Source organism: Winogradskyella sp. (genome assembly GCF_025210595.1).
In the GTDB taxonomy this organism is placed as follows: Bacteria; Bacteroidota; Bacteroidia; order Flavobacteriales; family Flavobacteriaceae; genus Winogradskyella.
In genome coordinates this window covers 1-13,542 of sequence record NZ_JAOARH010000117.1, presented here as the reverse complement: position 1 = coordinate 13,542, position 13,542 = coordinate 1, and the positions used below count along the sequence as shown (strand labels likewise).

Below are 13,542 nucleotides of genomic sequence, written 5' to 3'. Positions count from 1 at the left end.
TAAATATCGTGACCTCACAGGTTTTTAAAACCTGTGAGGTCTTTTTAAATATACAGTTATAGGTTACAAATCTTTTGCTTACTCAGAAATATTATGAGGTCTTATAATCAGTCAAAGGAGTTGGACCTTCAAGTAAAATTCTAACTATTTTTAATATACCATCATCTGTAGTAGCAATTTGCCATTTTATTAATGATATTTTTCCATTTTCAATTTCAAGACCTGTTATGCTTCTTGGGTGAACACAACTACCATCATTAAAAAAAGCAATGTCACCAGATTCAGGAAAACGTGGCCTATGTGTATGACCAGTAATAGTAATTAGATTGTTGTTTTCTACAATCCATTTCTTGGTTCTACGTTCAACCTTAATAAGTTCTTTGTAGTTTTTTGCAGGACTTGTTGGGTCTGCAATTCCCATAACATTTAAGGGTTTCCATAAAACACGAACCATAAAACGACTCCATTTCCAAAACAGATAGTTCCACCAGTCAGCTTGGTGTCCATGGCACAGAAATAATTCCTGATCAGTTTCAGAATGTTGTAAAACAATACCTTCGTGATATTTAATGTCACAGAATAATTCTACGTTTTCTTCAATTTTAGGGTCAAAATAAGTAGATAAATGCTTTTCTACATATTTAGGGTTTCGATAAACCATATCATGATTTCCCCAAATCATATGCAGTCTCCCTTTCTCATGAAATTGTTTCATAAGTAGGTAGACATTTTTATGAGCATTCAATATAGATTCAAAAGATAAGTTTTCCCATAACTCATCACCATCTCCAAGTTCAAAGTAACTAAAACCTTCAGAATAGTAATGTTTTAAAGCATGAAAATAGATGTTTCTGTTATTGGCAAAATCATCTGCAAAACTATTATCGCCACGATGACAATCACTGAAGAAAATTAGCTTAGAAGAGTTGTCAAAGCTTATGCGATGTGCATTGTTATAAGCATTATCTAATCTTTTTTTGGTTGAAATCATAGAGTAAATGTAAATAAAAAATGCTTCTCTTATGAGAAGCATTTTTTATTAGATCATTTAAAGTTTAATTTTATTTAAACGCATTTAAACCAGTAACATCAAGTCCTGTGATTAATAAATGAATATCGTGAGTACCTTCGTATGTAATTACACTTTCTAAATTCATAGAATGACGCATAATACTGTATTCTCCAGTAATACCCATACCACCTAACATTTGTCTAGCTTCGCGTGCAATATTTATTGCCATATCTACATTGTTACGCTTTGCCATTGAGATTTGAGCAGAAGTAGCTCTCCCTTCGTTACGTAATACACCAAGTCTCCATGTTAGCATTTGTGCTTTAGTGATTTCGGTAATCATTTCAGCCAATTTCTTTTGTTGTAATTGGAATTGACCAATTGGTTTGCCAAATTGCGTACGTTCTTTACTATATCTTAAGGCAGTATCATAGCAATCCATAGCAGCACCAATAGCTCCCCAAGCAATACCATAACGTGCAGAATCTAAGCATCCAAGTGGGCCACCTAGTCCAGATTTATTAGGTAAAAGGTTTTCTTTTGGCACTTTTACATTATCAAAAATAAGCTCACCAGTAGCTGAAGCTCTAAGAGACCATTTGTTGTGTGTTTCTGGAGTTGAGAAACCTTCCATACCACGTTCTACGATTAGTCCGTGAATACGACCTTCTTCATTTTTAGCCCATACAACGGCTACCTGAGCAAAAGGGGCATTAGATATCCACATTTTTGCACCATTTAAAAGATAGTGGTCTCCCATATCTTTAAAATTGGTCGTCATACCACCAGGATTAGAACCATGATCGGGTTCTGTTAAACCAAAACAACCCATCCACTCACCAGAAGCTAATTTTGGCAAATATTTATTACGTTGTTCTTCGTTACCATATTTCCAAATAGGATACATAACTAAAGACGATTGTACAGAAGCTGTACTACGTACACCAGAATCTCCACGCTCAATTTCTTGCATAATTAAACCATAAGAAATTTGATCTAATCCTGCACCTCCGTATTCTTCAGGAATGTAAGGTCCAAAAGCGCCAATTTCTGCTAAACCATCAATGATTTGAGTTGGGAATTCTGCTTTTTGAGCATAGTCTTCTATAATAGGAGAAACATCACGTTTTACCCATTCTCTTGCGGCATCACGTACCAATTTGTGCTCATCGGTAAGTAAATCGTCTAAGTTGTAATAATCTGGAGCTTCGAATAAATCTGGCTTCATTATAATATATGTTTAAATTTTTAAAATAACTATAAAATAGGTTGTAACCTACTAGAGTTCAAAAGTAACGAAATCGTTTGCATTAGCCAATTTAAGTGTTACATTTTAAGGTAAAAATCTTTAGTGAGATTGATGTAATCTTGGGTGTAATGATGGCGTTGTGTTTCAATAATTAATTCAGAGGTTTGTGTTGTTGTTTTTTGAAAAGAAAACTCAATAAGACTACGTTTAATTTCTGAATTAGGATTTCCTTTTACATGAAGAATTCGGTTAGGATAAAGATTAATAAGGCTGGCTTCTTCAATAAAAACTTGTTCTTCTTTATGAGGTAAAACAATTGAAAATTTACCGTTTTCAGATAAAAAATTAATGACGGCAAAAACAATATGTTCCATTGGCATAGCATCGCTAAATCGTGCTAAATTCCTAGAGTTATCATTGGTTTTATAGTCTTCTGAATAAAAAGGTGGGTTACAAATAATAAGGTCAAATTTTTCTTCAACAGCTTCAATATATTCTAATAGTGAAGCATGGAAGCAAAACAACCTGTCATTCCAAGGTGAATTTTCAAAATTTTCAGCACATTGTTCAAAAGCATCGTCATCAATTTCTATAGCTTCTATTTGTTCTGCATTGCTGCGTTGTGCTAACATTAATGACAAAACACCTGTGCCTGAACCTATGTCTAAAATATTAAAGGGTTGGTGTTCTATAGATGTCCATGCGCCTAATAAAACAGAATCTGTACCGATTTTCATGGCACAACGATCTTGATTTACTGTAAATTGTTTGAATTTAAATGGCTTGCTCATTGTTTTGTCTTTGTAGGAATGACATTAATCTTCCAAATAAAGATCTATAAGTCCTTCTGGAGTATTAACTTCAATTGTTTTATTCCCTCTGTCTACTTTTGTGATAAATTCATCATTCATAGGAATTAAAATTTCTATTCCATTTCTGTCTATTTCAAAGAGGGCTTGTGCTGTAGAGTCGTTTATAGCTTTTATGATTCCTACCTCGCCAAAGTTGTTGTCTATAACCCTAAAACCAATGACTTCGTGATAGTAAAATTTATTACCTTCTAATTTAGGGAGTAATTCTAAGGGTAAGTATAATTCAGTCTTTATTAAAGCTTCAGCATCTGTTTCATTGTCTACGTCTTCAAATTTTAAACGCAACAAATCAGATTTATGTAATTGAGAAGTTTCAACAAAAAAAGGAACAAGATTACCTCGTAAATCCATAAAAACAGCAACTATATTTTCATACAGTTCTGGTTCATCGGTATCTAGTTTTGCTAAGAGTTCACCTTTGAAGCTATATTTTTTAACAATTTTTCCTAAGTAAAAACAGTCTTCTTTTTTCATATTCACTTCCTGCAAAAGCAGAGATCTATTTAAAGTTAATGGGTTCCCATTTTTAGAGGAATTATTTCAAAAAAAACTTTAAAGTAGTTTTATGAAATAAAAAACCCAGACACAAAGGTCTGGGTTAAAAGTATAAAAACAAATATTTTTTATTCTTCTTCGTTAGAAGCAGTTGTTTCTTCAGCAACTTCTTCTTCAACTACTGGTGCATTAGCAGCAATACGAGCTTCGTTTACAGCTTTTTCTGCTTCTAGTGCTTTTGCTTTAGCATCAGCATCGGCTTTAGATAAACCGTCAGCTTTTGCTTGAATTTTAGCAGCTTTTTCTTCTAACCAAGCGTTGAATTTAGCTTCTGCTTGCTCTTCAGTTAAAGCTCCTTTTTTTACACCACCAGAAAGGTGTTTTTTAAGTAACACTCCTTTGTAAGACAAAATAGCTCTGGCAGTATCTGTTGGTTGAGCACCATTTTCTAACCATTTTACAGCTCCGTCTACATCAAGGTCTATAGTTGCAGGATTTGTGTTTGGATTGTAAGCACCTAGCTTTTCTAAGTATTTACCATCTCTTTTAGCGCGAGAATCCGCTGCTACGATCCAGTAAAAAGGTTTTCCTTTTTTACCGTGTCTTTGTAATCTAATTTTTACAGGCATAATAATTAATTAATGAGGTTCTCGACCTCTGTTATTAATGAGGGCGCAAAGATAGTATATTTTTTTAAATCTCAATACGTTTGGTCTTTTTAACTAAAAGATTATCACTTTAAACAAAAGTATAAATTAAGTTAAGTGAAGTATAAAAAAATATTATACTTTTGGAACTCTTGTTTCGTTATATTTGAAGCAAAAGTTAATTTCTACTTAAATAATGAAAAAATTAATAGTCTTATCTCTCATTTTTTTAACAGCATTTAGCTGTGGAGACGAAGTTGAATTTAATTCTCCTGCCTTTCAAGGCGACAGAGCAAATTTGCTTTGGCGAGCTAGCGCGTTCTCAGCGAGTATCGATGCTAATGGGTTTTTAACCATTTCAGGTACTAATAATATTGAAACTGTAACATTAAAAGTGCCTTCTGTAAGCCTAGGTACATACATACCAGGTGATGGTGGTGAAAATGCTATTGAAACTATTGAAGCAGAATATGTTGATGGTTTTGGTACAGTATACTCTACTAATAATAGACCAGACTCAAGTGTTTCGGTATACCCAGAATTAGGGGAAATTGTTATTGAAGAAATAGATCTTACTAGTGGAGCTTTTACTGGAAAATTTCGATTTTTAGCTTTTGATGCTTCAGGTCTTAACTCAGTAGGTTACGCTAATGGTATATTTTTTAGAGTACCTTTAGTTTCTGGGTCAATACCAGCAAACCCTATAACTTGTACAGATAAAGAAATAGAATCTGATGCGGCCTTGGCGGCTTACAATACAGCTAGCGAACCTAATGCTGATGGTTTTATAGATAGCAGTGCTTTTGAAGCTGCATGTAGCACTTATATTAATGCGCTGAATGAGCAACGTAATTATTGTGGTGATGTAGAAGGTGCTTTGCAAGATACAATAGATGAGCTTGGAGATTGCATGTTTACATGTGAGCAAGCTATAGCTAACAGGAACGAAGCTCAATTACAATACAATTCTGCAACTATAGGTAGTTTTAATGATAAATGTGCTCAGTATTTAACATATTTACAAGAGCAAATTGATTATTGTGGCGATGAAGATGGATCTATACAAACCGTAATAGATAATTTAGATTGTGCAGATGATGATGGTGATGGAGTGCCAAATGTTTTTGAAGATTTTAATGGTGATGGTGTGTTTGATGATGATACAGATATGGATGGGACGTCAAATATTAATGATGCTGATGACGATGGAGATGGAGTGCCAACTTCTGTAGAGTTACAATTAGATGCAGATGGTAATCCAATGGATACCGATGGTGATGGTGATGCAGATTATCTCGACACCGATGATGATGGTGATGGTATACCAACAGCAAACGAAGATGCTAATATGGATGGTGACCCAACCAATGATGATACTGATGGAGATGGAGTGCCAGATTATTTGCAAGCATAATAAGCGTTAAAAATAGAAGAACTAATCCTGGCCTAATCGCCAGGATTTTTTGTTTACAACTGTTTATAACTTCATTTTAAAAAAGATGAGATTCTATGTAATTTTATGAGTCATTTGTCTTGTAATGCTGAATTTGCCTATGCCAACTTGTTTTGGTATTTCAGCACTTCTTTCCCTTTGCACACATAAGCGTCTTAGTGAAAAACGATAAAAACTAAACAACAAACCACGAATAATAAGAGAATGTATTTAATATTCGATACCGAAACTACAGGATTACCAAAGCGTTGGGATGCGCCAATTACAGATACAGATAATTGGCCAAGAGCTATACAAATTGCTTGGCAGTTGCACGATGCAATGGGTAATTGTATAGAGCATCAAGATTATTTAATTCAACCAGATGGTTTTAATATTCCGTATGATGCCGAAAAGATTCATGGTATTTCTACAGAGTTGGCGGAAGAGCAAGGTGTGCCATTATCTGAGGTTTTAGAAAAATTCAATAATGCATTATCTAAAACTAAGTATGTTGTTGGGCAAAATGTAAAGTTCGATTTAAATATTATGGGTGCCGAGTTTGTGCGCGAAGATGTTGCAAATTCACTTCAAGAGCTACCTGTTTTAGATACCTGTACAGAGCATACAGCAAGTTTGTGTAAAATATCTGGAGGACGAGGTGGTAAATTTAAATTACCAACCTTAACTGAGTTACACCAATTTTTGTTTAATCAACCATTTGCAGAAGCACATAATGCAACAGCAGATGTTGAGGCAACTACACGTTGTTTTTTAGAGTTGATACGACGAAAAGAGTACACTAAAGAAGAGTTAGATGTTCAGCCAGAATATTTTGAACAATTTTCAGAAGCTAATCCTCAACCCATTCAGCTCATAGGATTAAAACATATTAATCTAAAACGCGAAAGTGCAAAGATTAATGAACGACTCCAAAAAGAGCAATCGCAAGCAGTTTCTATCGAAACCAATAAAGAAGCTGTTTCTAAATTAGCTGATGCAAATTTTGTGCACTTGCATAATCATTCGCAGTTTTCAATTTTACAATCTACTATTAGTATTAAAGATCTGGTTGTAGCTGCGGCAAAAGAAAATATGCCAGCCGTAGCTTTAACAGATCATGGTAATATGATGGGTGCATTTCACTTTGTAAGCGCTGTGTCTAATCATAATAAATCTGTAAAAGCTCAACATGCACAAGCTGAAGAAACTGGTGAAGAAAAGAAAGGTAAGCTTATTACTCCAATTATAGGTTGTGAGTTTTTTGTTTGTGAAAATCATGCAGATAAAACCAGAAAAGATAATGGTTATCAAATAGTACTATTAGCAAAAAATAAAAACGGCTATCACAACTTAGCAAAACTTTCTTCAGCTGCATTTACAGATGGGTTTTATTATGTGCCACGTATAGATAAGCAACTTATAGAACAGTATAAAGAAGATTTAATTTGTCTCACAGGAAATCTATATGGTGAAGTACCAAGTAAAGTGCTGAATATTGGAGAAAATCAGGCAGAAGAAGCGTTGATTTGGTGGAAAGATACCTTTGCAGACGACTTATATATTGAATTGATGCGTCATAATCAGGAAGATGAAAATCGTGTCAATCAGGTTTTGATTCAATTTGCAAAAAAGCATGATGTTAAATTAGTAGCAACCAATAACACCTATTATGTAGATCAAGAAAACGCTAATGCACACGATATTTTATTGTGTGTAAAAGACGGAGAAAAACAAGCAACACCAATAGGTCGTGGACGAGGTTATCGTTATGGTTTGCCTAATCAGGAATATTATTTTAAGTCTTCAGAAGAAATGAAGGCTTTGTTTAGAGATGTTCCAGAGGCTATTGTTAACATACAAGAGGTTATTGATAAAATAGAGCCTTTTGAACTAGCTAGAGATGTATTGCTTCCTGCTTTTGATATTCCTGATGAATTTAAACACGAGGATGATGAGCACGATGGAGGTAAACGAGGTGAAAATGCTTACTTAAGACATCTTACTTACGAAGGTGCTAAAAAGCGTTATGGAGACATTACACCAGCTATTGAAGAACGTCTCGATTTTGAGCTCGATGTTATTCAAAATACAGGATATCCAGGTTATTTCTTAATTGTTGAAGACTTTATTCGCGAAGCCCGAAAAATGGATGTATCTGTTGGGCCAGGTCGTGGATCTGCTGCTGGTTCGGTTGTGGCTTATTGCCTTTGGATTACTAATATAGATCCAATAAAGTACGATTTACTTTTTGAGCGTTTTCTTAATCCAGATCGTGTAAGTATGCCAGATATTGATATCGATTTTGATGATGAAGGTCGTGGACGCGTTATGGATTATGTAATTGATAAATATGGAGCCAATCAAGTAGCTCAAATTATTACCTATGGGACAATGGCTGCAAAGTCGTCCATTAGAGATACAGCACGTGTGCTAGATTTGCCATTACATGATGCTGATCGTATTGCTAAGCTAATTCCTAATATGTCTAAATTAGGAAAGATTTTTGGTAAGAGTGAAAAAGAATTAGCAGAAAAATTTCGTTCTGAAGAACTTGAGCTTGTTAATGAGCTACTCAATATTGCAGATGGTAGCGATCTTGAATCCGAAACAGTCAACCAAGCTAGAATACTTGAAGGATCGGTGCGTAATACAGGTATTCATGCTTGTGGTGTAATTATCACACCAGACGATATTACCAATTTTGTACCAGTATCTAAAGCGAAAGATTCAGACTTATACGTTACACAATTTGATAACTCTGTAGTAGAAAGTGCTGGATTACTAAAAATGGACTTTCTCGGGTTAAAGACCTTAACTCTAATTAAAGACACTGTAAAAATTGTAAAAGCAAGACATGGTGTTGAGTTAGATCCTGAGAATTTTCCATTAGATGATGAAGAAACTTATGCACTCTTTCAACGTGGTGAAACGGTTGGTGTGTTTCAATACGAATCGCCCGGAATGCAAAAACACATGCGTGATTTAAAACCAACGGTTTTTGCCGATTTAATTGCAATGAATGCACTCTACAGACCTGGTCCACTAGAATATATTCCGAGTTTTATTCGTCGAAAGCATGGTAATGAAGACATAGAATACGATTTGCCAGAATTAGAAGAGTATCTTAAAGAAACTTATGGTATTACAGTATATCAAGAGCAAGTGATGTTGCTCTCTCAAAAACTTGCCGATTTTACCAAAGGTGAAGCTGATGTATTGCGTAAGGCAATGGGTAAAAAGCAAAAAGCGGTACTCGATAAAATGAAACCTAAGTTTATATCTCAAGCTGCAGCAAAAGGTATGGACGAGAAAAAGCTTGAAAAGATTTGGAAAGATTGGGAGGCGTTTGCGAGTTATGCATTTAATAAATCGCATTCAACCTGTTATGCTTGGATTGCTTATCAAACAGCCTATTTAAAAGCGCATTATCCAGCAGAATATATGGCAGCTGTACTTTCTAATAATATGAACGATATTAAGACTATTACCTTCTTTATGGAAGAATGTAAGCGTATGCGCTTGCCAGTTTTAGGTCCTGATGTTAATGAGAGTTATTATAAGTTTTCGGTAAATAGTGAAGGTGCTGTTCGCTTTGGTATGGGAGCTATAAAAGGCGTTGGCCATGGTGCAGTAAAGACTATTGTAGAGAATAGAAAGAAAGATGGGAATTATAAATCTATTTTCGATATGGCAAAGCGTGTAGATTTACGCGCGGCAAACAAAAAATCGTTTGAAGGTTTAGCAAATGCTGGTGGTTTTGATTGTTTTGATGATACACATCGTGCACAATATTTTCATAATGATGGTGATGGTGTTACCTTCCTAGAAAAGGCTATGAAATATGGAGCCAAACATCAAGAAAATGAAAACTCAGCTCAAGTAAGTTTGTTTGGTGAGGCGAGTGGTGTAGAAATAGCCGAACCTCAGGTTCCACCATGTGAGGATTGGGGAACTATGGAAAAGCTATCGCGCGAAAAAGAAGTGGTTGGGATTTACATTTCTGGCCATCCTTTAGATGATTTTAAAATAGAAATGAAAAACTTTTGTAATGGAGTTATAGGTGATTTTGAAAACTTAGAGCCTATGGTTAATCAAAATATAAAATTTGGCGGTGTAGTTACTGATGTTCAGCATCGCGTGAGTAAACAAGGGAAAGGTTGGGCTGCTTTTACAATAGAAGATTATACAGATAGTTACGAGTTTAGAATATTTGGTGAAGATTATCTAAAGTTTAGGCACTTTTTGGTTCATAATAGTTTTGTACATGTACAGGTGTTTGTTCGTGAAGGTTGGGTAAATAGAGATACAGGTAAAAAAGGCGACCCAAGAATACAGTTTAATAATTTTCAATTGCTACACGATGTTATGGATACTTATGCGAAAAAGTTATCCATTCAGTTAAATATAAATGATTTAGGTAAAGACACAGTTTCACAATTGCAAAATGTGTTTCAGTTGCATCAAGGTAATCATACGCTTAATTTTGTAGTGTATGATAATGAAGATAAGTTAAAATTGAGCATGCCATGTAGAATACAAAAAGTTAAAATATCACAAGAATTGTTGCGTGAGTTAAAAGGATTGGATGTGATGTATAAGTTGAATTAACACCTTCCTGTCTGTGCAGGAATCTTAAATATAAAAAAGTTGAAAACATCTATTATTAAAAATCGAATCATAATTTTATTTCTTATTGTAGCTTTTTCAAGCTGTAAAGATTCAAATACTAATGCCAACACAGTAGAAGATGAAACTCTGGTTTTTCAATCCGTTTTAGATTCTATTTATTCTGAAAATAAAAACGCTATTGGCTTAATGGTGCATATAGAATCGCCTAAGAAAGAAATTTCGTGGAGTGGAGTAGCGGGTTTTTCGGATAAAAATAATTCTAAGCTTCATGTTAATCAGCCAGCTTTAATTGCGAGTAATACAAAAACTTATGTAAGTGTTGCAATTTTAAGATTAGTAGAACTTGGTAAATTAGATTTAAATCAAACTATTGAAAATTTAATTTCTAAAGAAACTAACGATTTGCTTATGTCTGATGGTTATCATACATCTCAAATTAAAGTTGTACAGCTATTAAATCATACAAGTGGTATTCATGACTATGCAACTACAGATGAGTATATGCAAATGGTAAAAGATAATCCAAAACATAGATATACACGCGATGAACAAATACAATTAGCAATGAAACTAGGTGAGCCTTTAGGGCAGCCTGGAGAGATGTTTTCATATGCAGATGTCAACTATTTGCTGCTCACAGAAATTATAGAAAGTTATACAGGTCAACCATTTTATACTTCAATAAGAGAATTGATAAATTATGATAAGCTTGGTATGCAGACAACATGGTTTTCAACATTAGAAGAATATCCGAAAAATGCACTGCCATTAGCGCATCAGTATTGGAAATCTGAAGGTATGGATAGCTATAATGTGGACCATTCTTTTGATTTGTATGGTGGAGGAGGGTTGGCTTCCTCTACTAAGGATTTAGCGGTTTTTTGCCAGAGTTTATTTAATAATAAGATTTTTGATAATGATAAAACCTTAGATTTAATTTATACAAAAGCAAATCCTATAGAACCAATGGATGGAGCTTATTGTTTAGGGATTTCTCCAAAGACAATTAATGGGATTCAAGGGTTTGGTCATGGCGGATTTTGGGGGACAACAGTAAATTATTTTCCTAAATTAGATACAAGTATTGCTATTTTTGTATTAAATAGAGATAAACGCATATTGCGTTTAGACTTAAATCAAGCATTAATTAAAGCGTTATTAGAATTATAATAAAACTAGCCAATGACAGCATTATTAAATCAAATACTGACAATGTAAGGTTTGGCATTTTTTTTGACTAATTTTGTGTAATTAAAGTAGAATACAAAACAATAAATATTATGGCATTAGAAATAACAGATGCAAACTTCGAAGAAACAGTTTTAAAGAGTGATAAGCCAGTAATGGTAGATTTTTGGGCAGCATGGTGTGGACCATGTCGTATGGTAGGGCCAATTATTGATGAAATTAGTGAAGAATACGAAGGAAAAGCTGTAGTTGGAAAAGTAGATGTAGATGCAAACCAAGAATTTGCAGCTAAGTATGGAGTAAGAAACATACCTACAGTATTAGTTTTTCAAAATGGTGAAGTTGTAGGGCGTCAAGTAGGAGTTGCGCCTAAGAATGCTTATGCCGAAGCAATAGATGCGCTTTTATAATAAGTAACTCTAAAAGAAATCAAAAAAGGTTTGTCATTAAGGCAAACCTTTTTTAGTTTAGATAACTTATGGATTTACAATTAGAACTTAATAAAGCAGGTGGTTTTAAAAACCTTGAGTTGTTAGCAAAACAAGTAGTTGAAGGTTTTATTGCTGGTATGCATAAAAGCCCTTTTCATGGGTTTTCTGCTGAATTTGCAGAGCATAAGATCTACAATCAAGGCGAGAGTACAAAACATATTGATTGGAAACTATATGCCAAAACAGATCGGTTATATACCAAGCGCTACGATGAAGAAACAAATCTTAGGTGTCATCTTATTTTAGATAATAGTACTTCTATGCATTATCCAGAATCTACTGGCATAACAATAGATCATCTTAATAAATCGGCTTTTTCTGTTTTAGCATGTGCCTCATTGATGCATATATTAAAAAAGCAACGAGATGCAGTAGGTTTAAGTATTTACAGTGATGCTTATGATTTTTATGCGCCAGAAAAGGGTAGTGAACGGCATCATCAAATGTTATTGAATAAACTTAGTGATGCTGTTATTTCCAAACAGCAAAAAACGACAGAAACATATAGATATTTACATCAAATAGCAGAGAAAATGCATAGACGTTCTTTAATATTTGTGTTTACAGATATGTTTCAAACTTCAGAAGACGATGAAAAGCTATTTGAAGCTCTGCGTCACCTTAAGCATAATAAGCATGAGGTTGTGTTATTTCATGTCTTTGATAAGTCTAAAGAATTGATTTTTGATTTCGATAATAGACCAAAACGATTTATAGATGTTGAGACTGGTGATTATATCAATTTGTATCCAGAAAATATTAAAGAAAACTATGAAAAAGCAGTAAAAGAATATTTTAATGCTATAAGAATAAAATGCGGTCAATACAGAATTAAGTATGTAGAAGCTGATATTAATAGAGGGTTTAATCAAGTCTTAACTACTTATATGTTAGAGCGTCAAAAATTTATTTAAAATAAAATTAATATTTTTTTAATTTTTTGTTTGCGAAATTAAAAATGCAGTGTATATTTGCCCTCGCAATTAAGCAACGGTCTGGTAGTTCAGTTGGTTAGAATATCTGCCTGTCACGCAGGGGGTCGCGGGTTCGAGTCCCGTCCAGACCGCTTCTTTTAAGAAGTTGTGTTGTTACTTCAAATAGAAGTAACGTAGTGTAAGTCTAATAGGACTTTCCAATGAAGAGCTTTCCTTTATTCACTATGTGAAAATTGGGATGCTTTTTTGTTTTTGGACTGCTTTTAAATATAATTTCGCTTTTTATCGATAAAATCATACGTTTTGTCGATAAAATTCTTTTTTAAAAGTTTAATGATGGTATCTTTGAAGTCCTTCATAAGCCCTCAAATCACTTATCAAGGAAAATTTTAATTCATTTAGCTATTTAGACATAAAATGTCTTACTAAAAACGTCCCTCGTTTTATTTTAGTACAATTTTAGGATAAAACCTAAGGTAGTTAATAATCCATTCCCTTCCCTCAACGTAGCGTTAATCGTTACAATATTGTATTGACTATATTATTTAACCCTAAATTGATACTTATGAAAACCCTAAAAATTACTTTG

General features: G+C 33.9%; 10 protein-coding genes and 1 tRNA gene. 6 read left to right on the top strand and 5 right to left on the bottom strand.

Annotation, left to right across the window (positions count from 1 at the left end):
• Positions 1 to 91 precede the first annotated feature (91 nt).
• From N4A42_RS12050 to N4A42_RS12030, 5 genes are all read right to left on the bottom strand, one after another.
• Positions 92 to 991 carry a metallophosphoesterase gene (locus N4A42_RS12050; RefSeq protein ID WP_294074329.1) on the bottom strand — a complete coding sequence of 300 codons (900 nt, stop codon included), beginning with the start codon at positions 989 to 991 and terminating at the stop codon, positions 92 to 94.
• 70 nt (positions 992 to 1,061) lie between these two features.
• A complete protein-coding gene (locus tag N4A42_RS12045; RefSeq protein ID WP_294074327.1) occupies positions 1,062 to 2,240 on the bottom strand; it encodes an acyl-CoA dehydrogenase family protein in 1,179 nt (392 codons plus the stop codon).
• Between the two features lie 98 nt (positions 2,241 to 2,338).
• Positions 2,339 to 3,052 carry a methyltransferase gene (locus tag N4A42_RS12040; protein WP_294074325.1) on the bottom strand — a complete coding sequence of 238 codons (714 nt, stop codon included), beginning with the start codon at positions 3,050 to 3,052 and terminating at the stop codon, positions 2,339 to 2,341.
• 24 nt (positions 3,053 to 3,076) lie between these two features.
• Positions 3,077 to 3,607 carry a ribosome maturation factor RimM gene (rimM, locus tag N4A42_RS12035; RefSeq protein ID WP_294074323.1) on the bottom strand — a complete coding sequence of 177 codons (531 nt, stop codon included), beginning with the start codon at positions 3,605 to 3,607 and terminating at the stop codon, positions 3,077 to 3,079.
• Between the two features lie 149 nt (positions 3,608 to 3,756).
• Positions 3,757 to 4,257 (bottom strand): 30S ribosomal protein S16, encoded by a 501-nt coding sequence (locus tag N4A42_RS12030; protein WP_294074320.1) that lies wholly within the window; start codon positions 4,255 to 4,257, stop codon positions 3,757 to 3,759.
• A gap of 214 nt (positions 4,258 to 4,471) precedes the next feature.
• Here N4A42_RS12030 and N4A42_RS12025 point away from each other — a divergent pair, with 214 nt between their 5' ends.
• The 6 genes from N4A42_RS12025 to N4A42_RS12000 all read left to right on the top strand — a co-directional run bounded on the left by N4A42_RS12025 (position 4,472) and on the right by N4A42_RS12000 (position 13,084).
• Entirely contained in the window at positions 4,472 to 5,689 is a 1,218-nt protein-coding gene (locus N4A42_RS12025; RefSeq protein ID WP_294074318.1) for a DUF6252 family protein, read from the top strand.
• Between the two features lie 243 nt (positions 5,690 to 5,932).
• A complete protein-coding gene (dnaE, locus tag N4A42_RS12020; protein ID WP_294074316.1) occupies positions 5,933 to 10,318 on the top strand; it encodes a DNA polymerase III subunit alpha in 4,386 nt (1,461 codons plus the stop codon).
• A 39-nt stretch (positions 10,319 to 10,357) separates the two neighbouring features.
• Complete coding sequence (locus tag N4A42_RS12015) at positions 10,358 to 11,509, top strand: serine hydrolase (protein WP_294074314.1); 1,152 nt, start codon at positions 10,358 to 10,360, stop codon at positions 11,507 to 11,509.
• Between the two features lie 110 nt (positions 11,510 to 11,619).
• The gene (trxA, locus tag N4A42_RS12010; RefSeq protein WP_294074312.1) at positions 11,620 to 11,937 is read left to right on the top strand and encodes a thioredoxin; all 318 of its coding nucleotides are present in this window, start codon (positions 11,620 to 11,622) and stop codon (positions 11,935 to 11,937) included.
• Between the two features lie 68 nt (positions 11,938 to 12,005).
• Entirely contained in the window at positions 12,006 to 12,932 is a 927-nt protein-coding gene (locus N4A42_RS12005; RefSeq protein WP_294074310.1) for a DUF58 domain-containing protein, read from the top strand.
• 78 nt (positions 12,933 to 13,010) lie between these two features.
• A tRNA-Asp gene (locus N4A42_RS12000) sits at positions 13,011 to 13,084 on the top strand.
• Positions 13,085 to 13,542: the final 458 nt, after the last annotated feature.

Bases quoted from the DNA above. Each gene is read 5' to 3' on its own strand.
- N4A42_RS12050 (WP_294074329.1), bottom strand. From the start codon at position 991: ATGATTTCAACCAAAAAAAGATTAGATAATGCTTATAACAATGCACAT.
- N4A42_RS12045 (WP_294074327.1), bottom strand. From the start codon at position 2,240: ATGAAGCCAGATTTATTCGAAGCTCCAGATTATTACAACTTAGACGAT.
- N4A42_RS12040 (WP_294074325.1), bottom strand. From the start codon at position 3,052: ATGAGCAAGCCATTTAAATTCAAACAATTTACAGTAAATCAAGATCGT.
- rimM (WP_294074323.1), bottom strand. From the start codon at position 3,607: ATGAAAAAAGAAGACTGTTTTTACTTAGGAAAAATTGTTAAAAAATAT.
- N4A42_RS12030 (WP_294074320.1), bottom strand. From the start codon at position 4,257: ATGCCTGTAAAAATTAGATTACAAAGACACGGTAAAAAAGGAAAACCT.
- N4A42_RS12025 (WP_294074318.1), top strand. From the start codon at position 4,472: ATGAAAAAATTAATAGTCTTATCTCTCATTTTTTTAACAGCATTTAGC.
- dnaE (WP_294074316.1), top strand. From the start codon at position 5,933: ATGTATTTAATATTCGATACCGAAACTACAGGATTACCAAAGCGTTGG.
- trxA (WP_294074312.1), top strand. From the start codon at position 11,620: ATGGCATTAGAAATAACAGATGCAAACTTCGAAGAAACAGTTTTAAAG.
- N4A42_RS12005 (WP_294074310.1), top strand. From the start codon at position 12,006: ATGGATTTACAATTAGAACTTAATAAAGCAGGTGGTTTTAAAAACCTT.